The 19,521-nt window shown below is 61.7% G+C and carries 18 protein-coding genes; 6 read left to right on the plus strand and 12 right to left on the minus strand.

What is annotated here, in order from left to right; genetic code table 11:
• Nucleotides 1-17: 17 nt before the first annotated feature.
• A complete protein-coding gene (locus tag D1Y85_RS22935) occupies nucleotides 18-1,271 on the plus strand; it encodes a LysR family transcriptional regulator (RefSeq protein ID WP_124153370.1) in 1,254 nt (417 codons plus the stop codon).
• A gap of 53 nt (nucleotides 1,272-1,324) precedes the next feature.
• On the opposite strand, the gene D1Y85_RS22940 is transcribed toward D1Y85_RS22935, so the two are convergent.
• Nucleotides 1,325-3,019, minus strand: coding sequence for a methyl-accepting chemotaxis protein (locus D1Y85_RS22940; protein WP_124153371.1), 1,695 nt, complete (start codon nucleotides 3,017-3,019; stop codon nucleotides 1,325-1,327).
• Between the two features lie 658 nt (nucleotides 3,020-3,677).
• On the opposite strand from D1Y85_RS22940, the gene D1Y85_RS22945 reads away from it, so the two are divergent.
• A complete protein-coding gene (locus D1Y85_RS22945; protein ID WP_124153372.1) occupies nucleotides 3,678-3,980 on the plus strand; it encodes a hypothetical protein in 303 nt (100 codons plus the stop codon).
• Between the two features lie 134 nt (nucleotides 3,981-4,114).
• Here D1Y85_RS22945 and D1Y85_RS22950 read toward each other — a convergent pair whose 3' ends face one another.
• The 4 genes from D1Y85_RS22950 to D1Y85_RS22965 form a co-directional block, all read right to left on the minus strand.
• Nucleotides 4,115-5,413 (minus strand): L-fuconate dehydratase, encoded by a 1,299-nt coding sequence (locus tag D1Y85_RS22950; RefSeq protein WP_124153373.1) that lies wholly within the window; start codon nucleotides 5,411-5,413, stop codon nucleotides 4,115-4,117.
• Nucleotides 5,414-5,500: 87 nt separating this feature from the next.
• On the minus strand, nucleotides 5,501-6,442 hold the full coding sequence (locus D1Y85_RS22955; protein WP_124153374.1) for an ABC transporter substrate-binding protein: 942 nt from the start codon (nucleotides 6,440-6,442) through the stop codon (nucleotides 5,501-5,503).
• 92 nt (nucleotides 6,443-6,534) lie between these two features.
• Nucleotides 6,535-7,560, minus strand: coding sequence for an ABC transporter permease (locus D1Y85_RS22960; RefSeq protein WP_124153375.1), 1,026 nt, complete (start codon nucleotides 7,558-7,560; stop codon nucleotides 6,535-6,537).
• 19 nt (nucleotides 7,561-7,579) lie between these two features.
• Nucleotides 7,580-9,091, minus strand: a complete 1,512-nt coding sequence (locus tag D1Y85_RS22965; protein WP_124153376.1) for a sugar ABC transporter ATP-binding protein — start codon at nucleotides 9,089-9,091, stop codon at nucleotides 7,580-7,582.
• Between D1Y85_RS22965 and D1Y85_RS22970 the strand changes: the two genes are divergently transcribed.
• A complete protein-coding gene (locus tag D1Y85_RS22970; protein WP_124153377.1) occupies nucleotides 9,090-9,281 on the plus strand; it encodes a hypothetical protein in 192 nt (63 codons plus the stop codon). The two genes, D1Y85_RS22965 and D1Y85_RS22970, sit on opposite strands and share 2 nt — an antisense overlap.
• 229 nt (nucleotides 9,282-9,510) lie before the next feature.
• Here the strand turns inward: D1Y85_RS22970 and D1Y85_RS22975 are convergent, their stop codons facing one another.
• From D1Y85_RS22975 to D1Y85_RS22985, 3 genes are all read right to left on the minus strand, one after another.
• Complete coding sequence (locus tag D1Y85_RS22975; RefSeq protein ID WP_124153378.1) at nucleotides 9,511-10,524, minus strand: lysylphosphatidylglycerol synthase domain-containing protein; 1,014 nt, start codon at nucleotides 10,522-10,524, stop codon at nucleotides 9,511-9,513.
• A gap of 39 nt (nucleotides 10,525-10,563) precedes the next feature.
• Entirely contained in the window at nucleotides 10,564-11,844 is a 1,281-nt protein-coding gene (gene hpnI / locus D1Y85_RS22980; protein WP_246025024.1) for a bacteriohopanetetrol glucosamine biosynthesis glycosyltransferase HpnI, read from the minus strand.
• A 221-nt stretch (nucleotides 11,845-12,065) separates the two neighbouring features.
• Nucleotides 12,066-12,416, minus strand: coding sequence for a hypothetical protein (locus tag D1Y85_RS22985; RefSeq protein WP_124153379.1), 351 nt, complete (start codon nucleotides 12,414-12,416; stop codon nucleotides 12,066-12,068).
• A 439-nt stretch (nucleotides 12,417-12,855) separates the two neighbouring features.
• Between D1Y85_RS22985 and D1Y85_RS22990 the strand changes: the two genes are divergently transcribed.
• A complete protein-coding gene (locus tag D1Y85_RS22990; protein WP_124153380.1) occupies nucleotides 12,856-13,230 on the plus strand; it encodes a cupin domain-containing protein in 375 nt (124 codons plus the stop codon).
• Between the two features lie 101 nt (nucleotides 13,231-13,331).
• On the opposite strand, the gene D1Y85_RS22995 is transcribed toward D1Y85_RS22990, so the two are convergent.
• The gene (locus D1Y85_RS22995; RefSeq protein WP_124153381.1) at nucleotides 13,332-15,575 is read right to left on the minus strand and encodes an NADP-dependent isocitrate dehydrogenase; all 2,244 of its coding nucleotides are present in this window, start codon (nucleotides 15,573-15,575) and stop codon (nucleotides 13,332-13,334) included.
• A 664-nt stretch (nucleotides 15,576-16,239) separates the two neighbouring features.
• On the opposite strand from D1Y85_RS22995, the gene D1Y85_RS23000 reads away from it, so the two are divergent.
• The gene (locus D1Y85_RS23000; RefSeq protein ID WP_124153382.1) at nucleotides 16,240-16,464 is read left to right on the plus strand and encodes a DUF3079 domain-containing protein; all 225 of its coding nucleotides are present in this window, start codon (nucleotides 16,240-16,242) and stop codon (nucleotides 16,462-16,464) included.
• A 7-nt stretch (nucleotides 16,465-16,471) separates the two neighbouring features.
• Here the strand turns inward: D1Y85_RS23000 and D1Y85_RS23005 are convergent, their stop codons facing one another.
• From D1Y85_RS23005 to D1Y85_RS23015, 3 genes are all read right to left on the minus strand, one after another.
• Entirely contained in the window at nucleotides 16,472-16,858 is a 387-nt protein-coding gene (locus tag D1Y85_RS23005; RefSeq protein ID WP_124153383.1) for an SRPBCC family protein, read from the minus strand.
• A 152-nt stretch (nucleotides 16,859-17,010) separates the two neighbouring features.
• The gene (locus D1Y85_RS23010; RefSeq protein ID WP_124153384.1) at nucleotides 17,011-18,072 is read right to left on the minus strand and encodes a DMT family transporter; all 1,062 of its coding nucleotides are present in this window, start codon (nucleotides 18,070-18,072) and stop codon (nucleotides 17,011-17,013) included.
• A 112-nt stretch (nucleotides 18,073-18,184) separates the two neighbouring features.
• Nucleotides 18,185-18,820 carry a LysE family translocator gene (locus D1Y85_RS23015; protein ID WP_124153385.1) on the minus strand — a complete coding sequence of 212 codons (636 nt, stop codon included), beginning with the start codon at nucleotides 18,818-18,820 and terminating at the stop codon, nucleotides 18,185-18,187.
• Nucleotides 18,821-19,179: 359 nt separating this feature from the next.
• Between D1Y85_RS23015 and D1Y85_RS23020 the strand changes: the two genes are divergently transcribed.
• Nucleotides 19,180-19,401, plus strand: coding sequence for a hypothetical protein (locus D1Y85_RS23020; RefSeq protein ID WP_124153386.1), 222 nt, complete (start codon nucleotides 19,180-19,182; stop codon nucleotides 19,399-19,401).
• Nucleotides 19,402-19,521: the final 120 nt, after the last annotated feature.

The raw sequence follows: 19,521 nt of genomic DNA on the forward strand, positions 1-19,521 counted from the left end.
TGACCGGATACGTTGCGATGGACAATCGAGACCAACTGAACCTTTCTCATCTGCGGGCGTTTCGTGTGGTCGCGCAAACGGGCAGCGTCACGCGCAGCGCTACGACGCTCTTTCGTGCGCAGTCGGTGGTCACGCGTTCCTTGCAGGAACTCGAGACTGCGGTGGGTGAGAGTCTGTTCGAACGTCGCGCGGCGGGCATGCTGCCGACCCCGGCGGGACGCGTCGTGCTTCAACGCTGCGAGCGCATCTTCGCGGAACTGGAAACGTTGGCGGGTTGGTGCGCGTCGCAGCAGACGGGACGACGCGCCACGAAAGTCGGCGCAGTTCCCTCGTTTTTGCTGAACACCCGACGCCTGCAACTGGTCGTGGCGCTTGCGCGCCACCGCCATATGCCGACCACTGCTCAGGCCTTCGGCATCAGCCAGCCTGCTGTGAGCAACGCCATTCGCATCCTCGAAGCCGGTGCGGGCACGCCGCTCTTTCATCGCAGCCCGCGCGGTTCGTTGCTGACTGCAGAAGGCGAGACGTTTGTTCTCCACGTTCGCCGCGCACTCAACGAATTGCGGCATATATCCGACGATATTGCCGCTTTGCGCGGCACGATTCAGGGACAAGTCACTGTCGGTGCGTTGCCGCTCGCGCGCACGCTGATTCTGCCGCAGGCCATCGCACGGGTTGCGGCCCAATATCCCGGCGTGAAAATCACCACGGACGAAAGCGCGTATGAAACCCTGGTGGCGGGTCTGCGTGCGGGGGACATCGATTTTGTGCTGGGCGCGCTGCGCCCAACCGACACTGGCAGTGGACTCGTCAACGAACGGCTCATGTCCGAAGACCTGGTTGTGCTCGTGCGCGCTGGCCACCCGCTTGCGCAAGTGCGCAACGTAACGTTCGCGCAACTGGCGGGCGCGCAATGGATTCTGCCGCGCAGCTATGCACCGACACGCCTGCTCTTCGAAGGACTCTTCAAGCGTCACAAGCTCAAGGTGCCGATGCCGACCGTGGAGACGGCCGACCTCGCCGTCATTCGCGGACTGTTGCTGCAGACGGATATGGTCGCCGTGTTGTCGACCCAGCAGCTCTACTACGAATGCATGACGGGGCAGCTATCGATCGTCGACATTGCGATGCCGGATACGCGGCGCGACATCGGCATCGTTATGCGTGCGGGAAGCGTACCGTCGCCTGCTGCTCGTGCGATGATCGACGCGGTGCGCCTTACCGCCGACAAGGTGCGTACCATGGCCGGCGTTGCAAAGGCGCAGGGGTGAAGTCGCGCGTGATGGGTACGATCATCGCGATTCATCGCTTCCGCTAACGCTTCTCAGATCCTGAACATACCGACTGTTTCGATGACGGTCTGTGCGTTGTTCGCGAGCTTGTTGGCGGAGATCGAGAAGTTGTTCACGAGAGCCGTATCCTGGTTCGTCAAATCACCGAGGTGATCCAGAGCCTGTTTGATCTCCGAGATTCCGTTGCTTTGTTCGGCGGTGGCCGAATTGATCGCGTCGATCAGCGCATTGACGTCGCGCACTGCCTGAACGGCTTGTTGCATCTTCTCTCGCGCGGTTTCAGTGAGCTTGCAGCCCTCTTCGACCTGATGGGTCGAATCGACGATGAGACTGGCAATTTCCCGGGCAGCCGTCGCCGCACGGCCTGCAAGGCTGCGTACTTCGCTGGCGACCACGGCGAAGCCGCGTCCATGCTCGCCGGCTCGCGCCGCCTCTACAGCCGCATTGAGCGCGAGTATGTTCGTCTGGAATGAAATCCCTTCGATAACCTGAATAATTTCGCCGATTTTTCGTGATGCATGGGTAATGCCCTGCATCGTTTGCGTCATGGCGTCTACCGCGCGGCCGCTGTCCTCGGTGATGGCACGAGCATTCCCGGCGCTATTGGCGGCCTGGCGCGCGGCTTCGGCGGTTTGCCGAACGTTGGCGTCCATATGCTCCATCGAGGCTGCCGACTGCTCGAGACTGGCGGCCTGCGATTCGGCCCGGGCCGAGAGTTTGCGGCTGCCCTCGGACACGGTGGTCGTCGCGTCGCCCATTCTCGCCATCTGGTTGCGGGCGTCGCCGACGATCGCGCGCATATTGAGGCTCACCTGATTGACGGACTGCTCGAGTTTGCCGACCACGCCGGTGGGCTTCCAGCTATTGTCGATAGTGTGCGTGAGGTCACCCCTCGCGAGCCGGCTGGCCACGCCCAGCAATCTGCGCAGCGGGTAGATGAACATGTAGCGCATGCGATACTCGGCGAGAAAGCCCAACGCGATACAGGCTGCGAATCCGATACCAGCACGCAGCAGCGTGATCGACGAAACACCGCTAGCGATGAGTACGCCGACTGCCATGCCCAGTATGGCGAGACCGCACGTCAACAGGTAGGTTTGCGTCTTCATGGTCGGGTGTACGAGGCGTGCGAGCCGCCCGGTCATGTCCGTGCGGACGATCACCCCGGATTGAAGGTGGCGCGCGTGCCGCCCGGTGTTTTGCTCATTCAGCAAGGTCGCGTACAGCGTTTCAGCAGCCCGGACCTGTTCGCGCGAAGCGGCAGTCTGGACTGCGCGATACGCGACGATGTCCATCCCCTCGAAAACAGGCGTAATACCGGCCTGAACCCAACAATGGTGCCCGCTCCTGAACTGGTTCTTCAGCATACCGATCCAGGATTCGCCCTTCTTCAGGGTTTCCCACATGTCCCGGTACACCTCGCGTGGCATGTCAGGATGGCGGACGATGTTGTGTGGCTGTCCGAGAAGCTCTTCTCTGGAAAAGCCGCTTGCCTCAACGAAAGCATCATTGCAGCTTGTGATTACCCCCCGAGTATCGGTCGTCGAAACGAGCATCGTTCCCGCGGGAAGAGAAACTTCTCCCTGGGTGGTGAGCAATTCAGGGTGCACTCGTGGTCTCCGCTTGCGTTCTTTGAGATCGTTGTCATGTGCTCGCTTGAGCTGGAGGTTCGTTTCGCTCGCGAGTCCGTTTGTGAGCCGGAGCATCGACGCCGCTCGGGCGATCATTATCGACCGACGTTTTCAATTCTGGTGCGGGCAGCGACGAAGCAAATCGCGCGGATACAGTGGGATTTCGCGCTATCGCCAGGGGTTCTTCCGTGTTGCCGTCGCGTAGAGATCGCCGGAGTGCCTGAAACCAGGGGCTCGCAGTAATGACGCTCGATGGCGCAAACCATTCGGCAGTTCGAATTGCCGTGCCATGGTCGATAACTTATTTGCAACGCCGTAAAGCGAAATTCGATAGACCGAACTCGCGCGTCCTGATAGCGAAAGCTTCGCGCTGATGCGTAGGGTGATCGCTATTTCAAAGCGGTCCGTGAAGGCTGCATTTATTACCGCAATTTCCTCGATCGCTTCCCGGCGAAGAGCGGAGCGAGTGCGTGAGGGCACGTTTTATGGAAGCAAACCCCCGTAATACGGGGCTGCAGCGTCTGGAAGTGTCAGATCGTCCGTGGCGTAATAATTTCTGGATGACAACGTGCCACGCAATTCTGGTGTGTCCGGCGGTTGATGTTGGTCACTTTGCTCAGTAGAATCGCTGAAAGCAAAACGTAATTGCGTTCGCAAGCAACTGATTGTATTGCGGATATTCACGTAATGCTTCACGTAAGGAACTTAAACACGGTTTGTTACATTTCGTCATCCTATTTAATGGAGATCTCTCATGAAAGTCCCTGCTATCAAGTTGAGCGCCCTCGTTTTCGCTGTTGGTCTGCTCGTGGCCGGCCCCGTAATGGCACAGCCATCCGCTGTTGCACCTGAGCAATCTCCAGCCACGACCACGCACAACGATCCCATCGTTCAGAAGCGCATGGAGGTTCGTGCGGCCAACCAGACGCATCGCGCAAACAGAGCTGAAGCGAGAAGCGTCCAGCGAGCCGAAGTCCGCGAATCCAGAGCTGAACGCAATCAGTCCGTGCAGGAGGCCCGCGGCCGCGCGACGGAAGCGATCAATTCGGTCAATTAAGGCCTTTCGTTCCGGATACCCGGTGCATTTGCGCCGGGATCCGGTACGGAATCAATTTCACCCATACATCGAATCTTCGCTGGTTGAGCGTCCGTTCACCTGTTAACAGGCGAGAACGTGTTAAGCGCCAGCGATTACGACCGCCACGCGGGTCCATCTGGAAACGCGTATTGATCGAGCGAAGCGGCATGCATTTCGATGCTGTATCCGGGACGTTGTGGTGGCATGTAATGACCGTTACGGATCACGACCGGATCGATGAAATGTTCGTGCAGGTGATCGACGTATTCGAGCACGCGGTTTTCCAGCGAACCTGACACGCAAATGTAGTCGAACAGCGAGATATGCTGCACGTACTCGCATAGCCCGACTCCGCCCGCATGCGGACATACGGGCACGCCGTATTTTGCGGCCATGAGCAGTACGACGATCACTTCGTTCAGTCCACCCAGGCGGCAGCTGTCGATCTGGCAGAAGTCGATCGCCTGTGCCTGCAGAAGTTGTTTGAACATCACGCGGTTCTGGCAATGCTCCCCCGTCGCGACACCGATGGGGCGGATTCGCTCGCGGATTGCAGCGTGGCCGAGTATGTCGTCGGGGCTCGTGGGCTCTTCGATCCACCACGGGTCGAATTCGGCGAGGCGCCGCATGTTGGCGACGGCCTCATCGACATCCCACACCTGATTCGCGTCCATCATGAGCTTCAGGTTCTCGCCAATCTCCTCGCGCAGAATGCGTGCGCGCCGCGCATCTTCCTCGATATTGCCGCCCACTTTCTGCTTGAAATGCGTCCAGCCGTTCGCGACGCCTTCGCGTGCGAGCCGGCGGATCTTGTCGTCGTCGTAGCCGAGCCAGCCAGCGGAAGTCGTATACGCGGGATAGCCATTCGCGAGCATTTCCGCTTCGCGCGCCCCCTTCGTCTTCGCGTGACGATGCAGTAGCGCGATGGCCTCCTGTGGCGTGATCGCGTCGGTGACATAGCGGAAATCGAGGCAACGCACGAGTTCTTCCGGACTCATGTCGACCAGCAGCTTCCACACGGGTTTGCCCTGTGCTTTCGCCCACAGATCCCATACCGCATTGACGACAGCCGCCGTCGCAAGATGAATGGCGCCTTTATCGGGGCCGATCCAGCGTAACTGGCTGTCTGAAGTGATCGCACGCCAGAACGCTCCCATGTTTGCCGCAATATCCTCGAGCGTTCTGCCGACCACAAGCGGCGCGAGCGCGTGCGCAGCGCACACGCAGATTTCGTTGCCGCGTCCGATCGTGAACGTGAGTCCGTGGCCCGTGAGCGGTGTCGGCGAATCGGTTTCGAGCGTCACGTAAGTCGCGGAGTAATCCGGTGCGGCGTTCATCGCGTCGGAGCCGTCAAGCGAACGCGATGTCGGAAACCGGATGTCCTTGACGGACAGCTTGGTGATCGTGGTCATTGAGGCATCCTTGTCCCGCGACGTGCGGGAGCGAAAAAAGAGGAAGGGCCGCAGCCCTTCCTTTCGTTGCACCGTGTCGGCTGCGGGTCAGTCGTAAAGCACGGCGGCGATCTTCGGATCGGTCATATTGGTTTTGTCGTACCAGAAGAAGCCCGTGTCGACTTTCTGCGGCAGCTTTTCGCCCTTGAGCGCCTTCACCGCCGAATCGACGACACACCTGCCAATACCCACCGGGTTCTGGGTGATGGCGCCCAACATCAGGCCCGAGTTGATGTCGTCTTTTTGCTCCTTGCCGGAGTCGAAGCCGATCAGCACGAGCTTCTTGCCCGATTCCCTGACGCCGATTGCCGCGCCTTCCGCGGAACCCTCATTGGCGCCGAAGATGCCCTTGATATTCGGGTTCGCCTGGATCATCGCTTTGGCGATTTCCGCCGACTTCAGGTGGTCGCCGCCGCCGTACTGCACGGAGACGATCTTGACGCCAGGATGCTTCGTCTTCATCTGATTCAGAAAACCGTCGCGGCGGTCGATGCCGGTCCGGCTGGTCTGGTCATGAACGATCACGCCGACTTCGCCGGAGTTGCCGATCGCCTCGGCCATCTTGTCGGCCGCGAGCGCGGCGGCAGCGAGATTGTTTGTGGCGCACGTCGTGAGCGGAATGTCGCTGTCGACGCCGGAGTCGAAGGCAATCACCGGTATTTTGTTGCTTTGCGCGCGTTTCAGGAGCGGAATGGCCGCTTTGCTGTCGAGCGCGGCGATGCCGAGCGCCTGCGGATTCTTCGCAAGTGCGGCCGAGAGCATGTCGATCTGTTTGTCGACCATGGCCTCTGTTTCGGGACCCTCGAAGGAGATCCTGACGCTGTGCTCTTTTGCCGACTGTTCGGCCCCGGATTTGACGGCCTGCCAGAACTGGTGCTGGAACCCCTTCGAAATGAGCGGGATATAGGGTTCGTCGGCGTGCGCGAGCATCGTGCCGCCAACGAGTGAAACTACGCCAACCACGACACCGACAAGTCTCCGTTTCAACATGAGGTTCTCCTCTTTGAGTGGACAGCAACCTTCAGCCGATGGGGAGCGTTTTTGTGCTCCCGTCCTTCTTCTATATGTCGTCGTGTGCAGACTCAGAGCTTTCTGCGTCGCAAGATGTCGGCATAGACCGCCAGAATGATGATGAGACCGGTCACCACGATCTGCCATTCCTGAGCGACGGACATGATGCGTAGCCCGTTGGTCAGCACGCTCATGATGAACGCGCCGATGATGGTGCCCAGAATCGTGCCGGCACCGCCGCTGAGCGACGTGCCGCCGATCACTACCGCGGCGATGGCTTCAAGCTCATACCCCTGGCCGAGCGCAGGCTGTGCGGAATTCAGCCGTGATGCGATGAGCAGTCCGGCGACGCCGCAAATCGATCCGCCGAGTGCGTAAATGGCGATCTTCCAGCGATCGACGTTCACTCCGGAAAGGCGTACCGCTTCTTCATTGCTGCCGAGCGCGAACGTATAGCGGCCGAGCGCCGTGCGATTGAGCGTGATCGAACTCGCGATGGCGAGAATGAACAGGATCAGCACCGCATTGGGAACGGGCAGGCTCGGAATGAAATAGCCGATCAGCGAATCCTGCGAAATCATGTAGAAATTTTCGGTGTCGTTGAAATAGATCGGCTTGTCGGCCGAGACGACGAGCGAAAGTCCTTTCAGCAGCAGCATCATGCCGAGGGTGGCAATGAAGGGCGGTATTTTCATTTTCGCGGTCAACGTGCCCGATATCGTTCCGCAAAGCGCGCCCGTTCCGATCGCCGCGAGTACGCCTGTCCACATCGGCAGATGCCAGTAAGTGAGAAACACGCCGCAAATGACCGCTGTGAAAGTCATGAGCGTGCCGACCGACAAATCGATGCCGCCCGTGATGATGACGAACGTGCAGGCGATCGCGAGTACGCCGTTTACCGCCGTCGCCTGCAGAATGCCGAGTATGTTGTCCACCTGCATGAACGCGGACGAGGCAATGCTGAAAAACACCAGCAGCAGGATCAGGCTCACGAAGGCAAGCAGCTTCTGCAGCGTTGCTGGCGCAAAGAGGCGAGCCTTGAGGCCCGTGGGCCGTTCCTTGTTTCCCAGTACGGAAGTATCCGATCGCAGTGTCATGAAGTGGACCTTTCGAAGATCACGCTGCTTTTAAGGTTTCGCGCTGTGTCGCCAGTTGCATGATGCGCTCCTGCGTTGCTTCCGAGGCCCGAAGTTCACCGGTGACGCGTCCTTCGCACATCACGACGACGCGGTCGCTCATGCGCAGGATTTCGGGCAGCTCCGACGAGATCATCACGATCGCCTTGCCATCGTCGGCGAGCGCGCGCAGCAGCTTGTAGATTTCGCTTTTGGCGCCGACGTCGATGCCGCGTGTCGGCTCGTCGAAGAAGAGCACGTCGCAGTCGCGCTCGAGCCACTTCGCGATGACGATTTTTTGCTGGTTGCCGCCCGAGAGCAGGCGCACCTGTTGCGTCGTGGCGGGCGTGCGTATGGCGAGCAGCTTGACGAAATGCTCGGCGGTCCTGCGGATCTGTGCGCGACGCAGGAAAAAGTTGAACGCGAGGAACTTGCGCAGGTTGGACATCACGATGTTCGATTCGACATCCATGCCGGTCGCGAGGCCAAACTGCTTGCGATCTTCCGAGAGATAGCCGATACCACGCGCCACCGCGTCGCTCGGTTGTTTAATCGTCACTTTCGTGCCGCTCACGAAGATCTCGCCGGAATCGACGGGATCGGCGCCGAACACCGCGCGCGCGACTTCGGTGCGGCCCGCACCCATCAGTCCTGCAAAACCCAGTATCTCGCCCTTGTGCAGCGCGAAGCTCACATCCCTCACGAGCGGGCCCGCGTTCAGATGCTTCACTTCAAACGCGATTTCGCCTTTGCCGCTGTCGCGGTGGTCGGGCGTGGCATCCGTCAAGATTCGCCCGACCATCATGCTGATGATCGTGTCGACGCTGGTCTGTCCGGTGTCGACCGTGGCGACGTATTCCCCATCGCGAAGCACAGTGACGCGGTCCGAGATCTGCTTGAGCTCGTCCATCTTGTGCGAGATGTAGATGACACCGACGCCCCGGCCCTTGAGTTGCCGGATGATGCGGAAAAGCTCGGCGATCTCGGCGTCGTTGAGCGCGGAGGTCGGCTCGTCCATGATCAGGACGCGCGAATCGAAGGACAACGCCTTGGCGATTTCGACCATCTGCTGCTTGGCGACCGTGAGCGTGCCGACCATGGCGCGCGGGTCGAGCTTGACGTGCATGCGTTCGAGGATGTCGCGCGCCTGCGCGTTGAGCTTGTCTTCGTCGAGAAACACGCCCAGGCCTTTGCGCGGTTCGCGGCCGATGAACATGTTTTGCGCGACGCTCAGATGATTCATCAGTTGGAGTTCCTGATGAATGATGCCGATGCCCGCAGACTGCGCTTCGCGTGGACTCTGGAACGCGACGGTCTGGCCGTCGTAGACGATATCGCCCGAATCGCGGGTATAGACGCCCGCGAGGATTTTCATCAGCGTCGACTTGCCGGCGCCGTTTTCGCCCATCAGCGCATGCACTTCGCCCGCCATCAGTTCGAACTGGACGTCGTGCAACGCCCTCACACCGGGAAAGCGCTTGCTGAGCCGGCTTACGGAAATGAGCGGGGTCATGGCGCAGATTTCACGACAAATTCCCGGCGGGCGGCAGCCTCGTCAGGAAGCGTTGGTCGAAAAAGCGTCGGACGTCGGTACTTCTGGTGTCAGTGCGTTGGGCGTCTCCGGCGGTTTTCTCCGCCATTCCGGGCTGCAATTTCAGCGAGACGCCAGAGACATTACCGGGGCCTGCAAAATCGATGTATGACGATTCTACGACGCGGGACAGGCGACACTCAACCTAAGGTAAGTGCCGATGCCGCAGCCTTCGTATGTCGCGCAATCCCACTATTTGCGCTTTTGCGGCGTTATTCGCGCAGACGCGTTGGTATTGTGCAGCGCGAGATGAAAAGGGAATGTGAACGGGCCAGGCGGATGTGCGTTCCGGGGGCGCGCGGTTATTGCTGCGTTGATGACTGCCGTAGTTATCGCATCACTTACCGCGTTCCGCCCATGCCGACGCGCGGGCGCACACGGGCCTTGGCGCCGCGCGGCCAGGATTCCGCGAACTGCCAGGCAATCAGGCCGGGCACGTAAAACAGCAGGTCACGGATGCGTCGTGCACCTGCGAGCGCGAGACACGTCGGCGCATCGAAACCCAGCAGAGCGCCGATCAGCACGAAGCCGCCCTCCTGAACACCGAGGCCGCCTGGCACGAGAAACGCCGCACTGCTCACGATCTGGATCAGCGCTTCGATCACCATTGCCTGCACGAAAGTCGCGTTCGCGCCGAGCACGTGCAGGGCCAACCAGATTTCGAGCGAGTAGCCCAGGAATTGCAGCACCTGCCAGACGAAAAGATAGCGCACGACCACGCCCGTCTGCCGCCAGATCAGCTTGACGGACTGGTCGATCCGCGCAGATTTGCCGACAAGCTCATAGACCTTGCCGCTCGTGATGTGATTGAGCGTGCGTGCGGCACGCTCGAACGGCCGCGCATGCTGAACGAGCGCGAAGAGCAGCAGCACGGGCACGAGCGCGGCGATGGCCCAGGCGAGCTGTCCGACGACGCGCGCCGTATCCGACGATGTCTGTTCGAGCAGATAGCCGACTGCCACGAGCGCGAACAGGACCTGGCTGATGACGGTGAGCTGCATGTCGACGACGAGACTCGCCGTCGCCGTTGCCGGCCGCACGCCGTGGCGACCGAGCAGACGGAACGAAACGAGTTCGCCGCCCACGCGCGCGACGGGCAGCATCGAATTGATCGATTCGCGGATCCACACGAGCCACAGCATCGTTGCGAGTCTCGGGCGCTGCGCTGGCCGGATCAGCGTGCCCCAGTCCCAGGCGTTGGCCAGCATCGGCAGCACGTGGACTGCCGCGGCCAGCAGCAGGCCTGCGCCCGCGCCTTGCAGCATGCGGAAGATCGTCGTGGGGTGTTCGCGCCAGACCAGCCAGATCGCGATTACGAGGCCGATCAAGGCCGTCGCGCGTCCGAGGTGTTTCATTGATGGGTAACGGAGAGACGTGTGTTGTTCAATCGGCGCTCAGTCATCGTGCAGCGGCGAGAGCATGCCGTTGCCGTCGACGCTGAAGCTGAAGCCGCGCCAGACGACGCGTGAAGACAAGAAGCTGGCGGCGAAAATCATGAACTGCACGATATCCCACATTGGCAGCAGCCACAACCCGCGGCAGCGTTCGCCAATAGCACGATCGGTCTGCCATTTGAGCGCTGCGCGCGCGACGAGCGCCGCAAGCATCAGCGCGAGAGCGGCGCTTGCGCCGCCTGACGCCAGCACGGCGCCCAGCGCAAGCACGAACGGATGCATCAGCGTCGAACTCAGATGACCGCTGCGGTCAGCGGCACGGATCGTGCGGCTCCAGCGCAGTTCGTGCGTGAAGAGCGTCGTGAAGGTGGTTTCCACGCACGCGTGCTGCACCGTGAACGGCGGAATGGCGACGCTCGCCCCCGTGCGCCGCACCGCCTGGCCGAGCGCATGATCTTCGGCGAGGTGGTGGGCGAACTGTGCGAGTCCGCCAATGCGCTCGAGCATCGCCCGTGTCATGGCAATCGTCTGGCCGAAGCAGGGGCGCGCGCGGCCAATGGCGAGCCCGGTCACGACGCCGGGCAGGAAATGATAGTTCGTCGATGCGGCGGCGCCACGCGGCCAGAAGCCGGGCGCGCGCAGGCCGCGATAGAGGCAGGTGACGAGCCCGACGCCCGGTTGCTCCAGCGTACCGACGACGTGGCGCAGATAATCGCGCCCGACGCTGACGTCGCTGTCCGCGAAACAGAGCAGGTCGTGCTCGGCGCGTTCGACCATGTTGACGAGGTTCGCGATCTTGCGGTTCGGCCCGTAGAGCCGCGAATCCGCCACCACGGTGATGTGTGCGTCCGGGTAGCGCGTGCGCAGCGCCTCGACGGTTTGCAGGGCGGCGTCGCCCTCGTCGTGAACGCCGAACAGATACTGGATGGGGCCGGGGTAGTCCTGCTCGAAGAAGGTGGTGAGGTTGCTGGCGAGATTCCACTCGTCGCCGTGCAGCGGCTTCACGATGGTGACGCCGGGGCAGTAGGCTGGCTCGTTGCAGGGCTGCGCGAAGAAGCGGCGCACGAGCACCGCGGCGACGCAGCAGTAGGCGATACCGAGCGCCGATCCGACAGCGCAGGCGACGGCGAATAGCGCAAGCAACACGTGCGCCAGATGCAACAGCGTGAGCGGCGACGCTGCCCAGAGCGCGACCGCGACGACGGGCAGGGTCCATAGGACCGCCCGTGTCACCCCCGGATACCCCTTCTTCGGCCTTCTGGCACGCGGGACGTCCATCATGCGACGCGCCGAAGTGCCATACTGCGCCGCGCTGCGGGCGCCCGGGCAGCGAAAATGTGGCGGCCGTGACAGCCAGCCTGCAGATACAGCCAATTCATGAGCAGAATGTCCCCGTGACGCGTGTTGCGACCCGGCCAGGAGTATAGGGGCCAGACTTGACGCTGGTATGACCGCTGGGATGACGTTACCAGATCTAAAGCGACCGGTTTCGCACAGCGGTTTCAGTATAGCGCCGGATCGAGACTCTGCCGATTGAAGCGGACATGCAGCTTGACGAGAAGCCGCCGCGGACAGTGTGGCGAAAGCGCGACGGTGCGCTGCTGATCGCCGACGAAGCGGGCGTGCCGGCTGGCAAGCGCGCTGTGAAACGTGTTAAGCGCGAACCGGCGGACGACGACCACGGAGCACGCGACAAGCGCGACGACGCCGAGTCGGAACTGCGATGAAGTGAAGACGTCCTGCGGGATGCGCCAGAAGAGGACTAAAAAGAAGGCGGCGACCTGGATCAGGGCGGCTGCGAGTGAAGCGACAAACAAGTACGCGCGCCAAAGTTCGATGGTCGACGGCTTCATTTAGAGGTCCGCTCCAATGCCTTGCGCCAGGACAAGCGAGCAGCGAATCTTTCGGGATGTATTTTTGCAGCCTGCAAATGTCTTTCTGTCCGCCTCTACGGGCGCGAGACCGAGCGCAACGCTCCAGCCATTCTGGCGGTGGAACGTGAAGAGAACTTTAAGCCGATTCGCTCCGGGCGTTCCTGGTCATGTAAGTTTTATTCGTATTCCTGATCGAATGGAAAGCGACGCAACTGGCTCGACGACGTTGCGTGTCGGAGATGCCCGGCGCGCCGCGCAAGGTGTCGGTGAGTGAAGCGATCCGGCCGTTTTTTCTCCTTCGCGCGAGGCGCTTCGACGCGTGCCCAGGTTCTTCCCTCGGTAATATTGGCCGCTGCCCGAACGCTGCGATACTCGCAGCTTTCAACGACCGCAGATTGCGGCACGAGGGGAGCGAGACATGGCAGGCATTTCGGGCATCGTCGATATCGGTGTGGACCAGGGCGAGCGATTCGAGTACCGCGTGGCGCCGGAAAAGCTGATATCGGGCGATCCGGTGCAGACGCTCACGCAGGGCTTTACGAGCCCGTGCGGACAGTTCAGCACCGGTATCTGGGCGAGCACGCCCGGGCACTGGCGCGTGAACTACACCGAGATGGAGTACTGCGAAATCCTCAAGGGTGTTTCGGTGATTCGCGATGAAACGGGCAAGGAGAAGGTGCTGCGCGCAGGTGACCGGTTTGTGATTCCCGCAGGATTCAAGGGCACCTGGGAAGTCGTGGAGCCGTGCGAGAAAATCTACGTCGTCTACGAGAACGAGACGGCACGCACCTGATGCACTAAAACAAAAACGCCCTTGCGGTCAGCAACCGCAAGGGCGTTCAGGACATCGTGACAAGGCAAGGCCCGCTTACGCGGGCCCGCCTCGCGTCTCACTTACTTTGCAGCCGCCGCAAGCGCCGCGTTGAGCGTCTTGCTCGGACGCATGACGTCGGAAAGCTTCGCGACGTCCGGCATGTAGTAGCCGCCGATATCGGCCGGCTTGCCCTGCACGGCCGACAGTTCCGCGACGATCGCCGCTTCGTTGTCGGCCAGCGTCTTCGCGAGCGGTGCGAAGTGGGCAGCCAGTGCCGCGTCGTCCTTCTGCGCGGCCAGCTCTTGCGCCCAGTACATCGCCAGGTAGAACTGGCTGCCGCGGTTGTCCAGCTCGCCGGTCTTCGGCGACGGGCCCTTGCTGTTGTCGAGCAGCTTGCCCGTGGCGGCGTCGAGCGTCTTCGCGAGCAGCTTCGCCTTCGCGTTGTCCGTCTTGATCCCGAGGTCTTCGAGCGACACGGCCAGTGCGAGGAATTCGCCGAGCGAGTCCCAGCGCAGGTGGTTTTCCTGCACCAGTTGCTGGACGTGCTTCGGTGCCGAACCGCCTGCGCCCGTTTCGTACATGCCGCCGCCCGCCATCAGCGGAACGATCGACAGCATCTTCGCGCTCGTGCCGAGTTCCATGATCGGGAACAGGTCGGTCAGGTAGTCGCGCAGGATGTTGCCGGTCACCGAAATCGTGTCGAGGCCGCGGATCACGCGCTCGAGCGTGTAACGCATCGCGCGGACTTGCGACATGATCTGGATGTCGAGGCCGGTCAGGTCGTAATCCTTCAGGTACGTTTCGACCTTCTTGATCAGTTCGTTTTCGTGCGGACGATACGGGTCGAGCCAGAACACGGCCGGCGTGCCCGAGTTCTTCACGCGATTGACGGTGAGCTTGACCCAGTCGCGGATCGGCGCGTCCTTCACGAGGCACATGCGCCAGATGTCGCCTTCTTCCACTTGCTGCGTCAGCGCTTCGAGGACTTCGCCCGTGGCGTTGTCGACGATACGTGCCGTGCCGTCCTGCGGAATTTCGTACGTCTTGTCGTGCGAACCGTACTCTTCAGCCTTCTGCGCCATCAGGCCGACGTTCGGCACCGTGCCCATCGTCTTCGGATCGAACGCGCCGTTGGTCTTGCAGAAGTTGATGATTTCCTGGTAAATGCGCGCGAACGTGCTTTCCGGAATCAGGCACTTCGTGTCGGCCGGACGGCCGTCGGCGCCCCACATCTTGCCGCCGGCGCGGATCATCGCGGGCATCGACGCGTCGACGATCACGTCGTTCGGCGCGTGCAGGTTCGAGATACCCTTGGCCGAGTCGACCATCGCGAGCGACGGACGGTGCTCGTGGCACGCGTGCAGATCGCGGATGATTTCTTCGCGCTTCGATTCCGGCAGCGTCTCGATCTTCGTGTACAGATCGACCATGCCGTTGTTGACGTTCACGCCGATTTCTTCGAAGACCTTCGCGTGCTTCGCGAACGCGTCCTTGTAGAACACCTTGACCGCGTGGCCGAACACGATGGGGTGCGAAACCTTCATCATGGTCGCCTTCACGTGCAGCGAGAGCATGACGCCGGTCTTGCGCGCGTCTTCCATCTGCTCTTCGTAGAAGTCGATCAGGTGCTTCTTGCTCATGAACATGCTGTCGACGATCTCGCCGGCCTGTAGCGCGACCTTCGGCTTCAGCACGATGGTTTCGCCGCTCTTCGTGACGAGTTCCATGCGGACTTCACGAGCCTTGTCGTTCGTGATCGACTTTTCGCCGTGATAGAAGTCGCCGTGCTTCATGTGCGCGACGTGGGTGCGCGAAGCCATGCTCCACGCGCCCATGCTGTGCGGATGCTTCTTCGCGTAATTCTTGACGGCGGCCGGCGCACGGCGGTCCGAGTTGCCTTCGCGCAGCACCGGGTTCACCGCGCTGCCGAGGCACTTCGAGTAGCGCTTCTGGATGGCCTTTTCTTCGTCGTTCTTCGGATCTTCCGGGAAGTCGGGGATCTTGTAGCCCTTGCCCTGGAGTTCCTTGATCGCGGCGACGAGCTGCGGCACCGATGCGCTGATGTTCGGCAGCTTGATGATGTTCGTATCCGGCGATTGCGTCAGACGGCCCAGTTCGGCCAGGTTGTCCGGCACGCGCTGCGCTTCGGTCAGGAATTCCGGGAACTCGCCGAGAATACGGCCCGCCACGGAAATATCGCTGGTCTCGACGTTCACGCCGGCAGGTGCAGCGAAGGTGCGGATGATCGGCAGGAACGCGCTGGTGGCGAGCAGCGGCGCTTCATCGGTCAGGGTGTAGATGATGGTGGGTTGCTGAGTACTCATCGGCTTCTTGGCGGGGGTTCAAAAACGGGGTGGGAACACCACCGGCTGCGCACAGTCGGCGTAAACACTGGAATTTTGCCTGATTTTACGACGCGATGGGGCCAAAGTCCCATGAAATTTCATATTGCAAAATGCCATATCGCAGTTTTTTACAGGAACTGATGGAAATCACGGTGCCGCATGTCCGCATGTTGCGCCGTGGGGGTGGGGCAACGTCGTGATCGGGCGATGGCAGGCAAGTCTTATATAAGGGGTACGATCACGCGGAGAACAGAACGATCGTTCGCTTTTGTTTCGATGCGGGCGCCGTTGTCAAGCCGGAACGACCCGGATCAGGCGGGAGCGATGCGCGCGAGCGGCGAATTCAGCGCGAGGCACCCCGTCACGCCAGTCGCTCCAGGGCCTCGCAGAAGGGGCGCACTCAGCGATCCATCGAGAACGTGCCATTTGTACTAGCTGATGGCACTAACGCAACTAACGGTCCAGCGCGGCTGGCGTGGCCAGATCACGGTCGCGCGCTGCGCCAACCGGTCGATATCGCTTCTTATTGTCTCGTTTTGTAGCGCGGTATCCCGGTGATCCAGTTGCGGCGTTGCGTCACTGGCGTGCGTAATTGTGAAATCTATATTGATTTAATTGCCGACAAGCCAGATTCCCGATCGCCATGGCCCGCGTCTTCCCCATCTATCCCACGCATCCCGAACGTATCTGCTGGGGCTGCGACCGCTATTGCGCGGCTGATGCACTCAGTTGCGGAAACGGCAGCGGCCGCACGCCGCACCCCATCGAAATGCTCGGCGAAGACTGGCTGGAGTATGGCGACTGGGGTATTGAAGCGCCGTCATTGGCAGCAGCGACTGCGGCGAGCCTGGGCGAGTCCCCGCGCTGAAACTCGTTCAGCCCGCAACGTTACGCGCAAACGCGGCGCATCCCGCGTCCATCAGCTGTTCCACTACCTCGCGCCGCGTGTCGGGCAGGAAATCGCTTTGCCAGATGAAGCGGCAGCGGGTGGAGCCTTCCGGCACGATCTGCATCGTCGCGTGGTGATGCTCGAACCGGTCCAGGATTGTGTAGGCGATAAGCATTCGTGCCTCATCGATCGCGACGATGCGTTCTTCAATCGCATTCCCATTCGCAAACGTGACGGTGCGCAGATCGCCGTCGAGCGTGCAGTCGGTGACCACCCCCGCAAAAGCGTGCGCGAGGTTCGCGGGGTCGTGTAGCGCATGCCACACGTGGGCGGCGTCGGTGTCCAGTACGAGTTCGCGGTAGATCGAAGTCATCGCGGCTTCTCCTTCGTGGGACGGGCATCGAATGGATAACGCGCATTGTGCGCGTAATCGTGGCGCGGGTCCTGGAAAAAGCCGCGGCGATGCCGACGCGAACTGCGCGCCATGCGAGCGCGCGGCCACAAGTGATCGAGTGATCGAGCGATTCAGTGCGAATGCCGGTGATGCACGTCCGGGAAATGCGCGTGACGATGCGTGATGGGCGCGTGATGATGCCGGTGCGTATGCGGCTCGGTGCCGTCCCAGTCGAAGTCGTGTTCGTGCTGATGGTGCTCGTCGTGGCGGTGGCGGTGCGTGTGGTCGAGCGGTTCGTGCGTGTGTTCGTGCTCGTGTCGCTCGCGGACGTGCAGCCACACGCCGAAGCCCATCAGCGCACCTGCGAGCCAGAACGTAGCCGCCGGGCGCTCAGGCCAAAGCAGAAATGAAAGCGTTACGCCGAACAGCGGCGCGACCGAAAAATAGGCCCCCGTGCGCGCCGTTCCGAGATGGCGCAACGCCACCACGAAGAGCACGAGACTCACGCCATAGCCCGCGAAGCCCACGGCCATCGCACCGCCCATCCTGCCTGCATCAGGCCAGTGCGCACCGAGCGCGAAAGCGATGGCGAGATTCACCGGGCCCGCAACGAGCCCCTTCAGGCACGCGATGACCATCGCGTCGTTAGTTGAGACCTTGCGGGTGAGGTTGTTATCGATGGCCCAGCACAGGCAAGCACCGGCTACGAGCAGCTCGCCGGGCGCCGCGCCCGCATGCGACGCCGGCCACGAAAGCAGCACCCCGCCCGCGACGATTGCGGCCATGCCGAGGAAGATCTGCGTATCGACGTTCTCGCGAAAGCACAGCCATGCGATCAACGCCGTGAACACGCCTTCGAGGTTGAGCAGCAGCGAACTGGCGGCAGCGGGGGCGGTGCTAAGGCCGAGCATCAGCAGGGCAGGTCCCGCTATGCCGCCCGCTGCGATTGCGCCGAAGAGCCAGGGCAGTTCAGCGATCTTTAGCGGGTGTTCCGCATGGGGTTCGTTTGCCTTGCGGCGCGCATGCCGCACTGCGATGGCGACGGCAAGGCCGACGCCGCTGCCCAGATAAAAGAGGCCCGCCACCATGAAGGGCGGCAGCGTTCCGAGGAGGGCTTTCGCAAGAGGGGTCGTTGCGCCGAACAGCGCAGCGGCGAGCAGTGCCGTGAAGATGGCGTTCTGATGGAGTTTCATGGCTGCGGCGCAACGACGATCGATGAGCGTGATTTTATGCGCGCGCCGCCTGGATTCCCATACGCGATCGCTGAAGACGCAAGCGCCGCGGGTGTGGCGCTTATGGCGCTGACTACTGGCGCATGAGCGCCATCACCGCTCCGAAACCCACGAACACACCGCCGGTCAACCGGTTGAACGCCTTGGCGACGCGGCGGCTCTTGAGTGTCGCGCCGATGCGCGTGCCGAATCCCGCGTAGACGAGATACCAGCTCACCTCGATGACGGCGAATGTCGCGACGAGGATGCCGAACTGCGGCAGCGTGGGCCGGCTCGCATCGATGAATTGCGGCAGCAGCGCGGCGGCGAACAGGATCGCCTTCGGATTGCTGCTCGCCACGAGGAAGCCATTGCGAAAGAGCGCGCCGGGGCGCCGCACGGGAGCCACGGTGGGCGATTGAGCTTCACGCGCATCGGCGTGGGGTACAGGTGCGCTCCACGCCTTGATGCCGAGATAGACGAGGTAAGCCGCGCCGATCAGGCGCAGCGCGTTGAACATGGCGGGCCATGCCTGCAGGAACACGCCGAGTCCAGCAGCAGAAACCGAAAGCATCAGGACGAGTGCGGACAGGCAGCCGGCCATGCTGGCGCCGGTGCGGCGCAGACCGTATTGCGCGCCATGCGACATGATGAGCAGCATGTTGGGACCAGGGATAGCGGATACGACGAATACGGTGGCGAGAAAGAGCCACCAGATATGCAGACTCATGACGACGACGGGCGAAAGGTGAACCGGGAGTGAGGATTATGCCAGCGTGCTGGCGGACTGCCCGTCGGCGCGGACAAGAAAAAAGCCCGCAACGCGGCGGGCTTGAACCATGCCAGAGGACATGGAGGAAACGTGATCGTGTCTAGTCTAGCGATTGGTGCGCCGCAGCAATTGCGAATCGGCGAAATAGTTAAAGATTGTCAATTGCAGTGGAATCAGATTGATCCGTCAGATTCGGGCGCACAGAATGGAACGACACGCGTGCCTGCGAAAGGCGCGCGGCCAGTGGCTGGCGGCTCGCGTGCAGTCCGCGCGCAGGCGCTTTTCGACGCGATGGCGGGTGAGAACTGGAGGGTCGTATGGGCATTCTGGACAAGGTGGGCGAGATTGCAGGTGCAGTGGTCGCGGTCGAAGCGACGGACAAGGTGGATCCGAATGCAGGCTTCCTGACCAAGGCAGCCGCGGCCGTCGCGGGCTACGAAGGCGCGGAGAAACTGGAAGAGGTGGTCGAAAAGAAAGAGGATGAGAAGAAGGAAGACGACAGCGCCCAGCAGGCCGGTAGTTCCGATTCGCAGACGTGATCCTCTTCGCCGGGGCAGCGCGGGCGTCGCGCGCCTCGCGTGCCGAGCGGTCAAGAACGAAAGCCGCGGTTGAGCAACCGCGGCTTTTTCATTTTCCGTTCACGATGGCGTAGCCCGCCG

This window comes from Paraburkholderia dinghuensis, assembly GCF_003837865.1.
GTDB lineage: Bacteria > Pseudomonadota > Gammaproteobacteria > Burkholderiales > Burkholderiaceae > Paraburkholderia > Paraburkholderia dinghuensis.

Excerpts from the sequence above, each read along its gene's own strand:
- D1Y85_RS23020 (WP_124153386.1), top strand. The coding sequence starts at position 19,180 with ATGGGCATTCTGGACAAGGTGGGCGAGATTGCAGGTGCAGTGGTCGCG.
- D1Y85_RS22960 (WP_124153375.1), bottom strand. The coding sequence starts at position 7,560 with ATGACACTGCGATCGGATACTTCCGTACTGGGAAACAAGGAACGGCCC.
- D1Y85_RS23005 (WP_124153383.1), bottom strand. The coding sequence starts at position 16,858 with ATGACTTCGATCTACCGCGAACTCGTACTGGACACCGACGCCGCCCAC.
- D1Y85_RS23000 (WP_124153382.1), top strand. The coding sequence starts at position 16,240 with ATGGCCCGCGTCTTCCCCATCTATCCCACGCATCCCGAACGTATCTGC.
- D1Y85_RS22970 (WP_124153377.1), top strand. The coding sequence starts at position 9,090 with ATGGCGCAGATTTCACGACAAATTCCCGGCGGGCGGCAGCCTCGTCAG.
- D1Y85_RS22940 (WP_124153371.1), bottom strand. The coding sequence starts at position 3,019 with ATGATCGCCCGAGCGGCGTCGATGCTCCGGCTCACAAACGGACTCGCG.
- D1Y85_RS22975 (WP_124153378.1), bottom strand. The coding sequence starts at position 10,524 with ATGAAACACCTCGGACGCGCGACGGCCTTGATCGGCCTCGTAATCGCG.
- D1Y85_RS22945 (WP_124153372.1), top strand. The coding sequence starts at position 3,678 with ATGAAAGTCCCTGCTATCAAGTTGAGCGCCCTCGTTTTCGCTGTTGGT.
- D1Y85_RS23010 (WP_124153384.1), bottom strand. The coding sequence starts at position 18,072 with ATGAAACTCCATCAGAACGCCATCTTCACGGCACTGCTCGCCGCTGCG.
- D1Y85_RS22995 (WP_124153381.1), bottom strand. The coding sequence starts at position 15,575 with ATGAGTACTCAGCAACCCACCATCATCTACACCCTGACCGATGAAGCG.
- D1Y85_RS23015 (WP_124153385.1), bottom strand. The coding sequence starts at position 18,820 with ATGAGTCTGCATATCTGGTGGCTCTTTCTCGCCACCGTATTCGTCGTA.
- D1Y85_RS22985 (WP_124153379.1), bottom strand. The coding sequence starts at position 12,416 with ATGAAGCCGTCGACCATCGAACTTTGGCGCGCGTACTTGTTTGTCGCT.
- hpnI (WP_246025024.1), bottom strand. The coding sequence starts at position 11,844 with ATGATGGACGTCCCGCGTGCCAGAAGGCCGAAGAAGGGGTATCCGGGG.
- D1Y85_RS22955 (WP_124153374.1), bottom strand. The coding sequence starts at position 6,442 with ATGTTGAAACGGAGACTTGTCGGTGTCGTGGTTGGCGTAGTTTCACTC.
- D1Y85_RS22950 (WP_124153373.1), bottom strand. The coding sequence starts at position 5,413 with ATGACCACGATCACCAAGCTGTCCGTCAAGGACATCCGGTTTCCGACA.
- D1Y85_RS22935 (WP_124153370.1), top strand. The coding sequence starts at position 18 with ATGGACAATCGAGACCAACTGAACCTTTCTCATCTGCGGGCGTTTCGT.
- D1Y85_RS22990 (WP_124153380.1), top strand. The coding sequence starts at position 12,856 with ATGGCAGGCATTTCGGGCATCGTCGATATCGGTGTGGACCAGGGCGAG.
- D1Y85_RS22965 (WP_124153376.1), bottom strand. The coding sequence starts at position 9,091 with ATGACCCCGCTCATTTCCGTAAGCCGGCTCAGCAAGCGCTTTCCCGGT.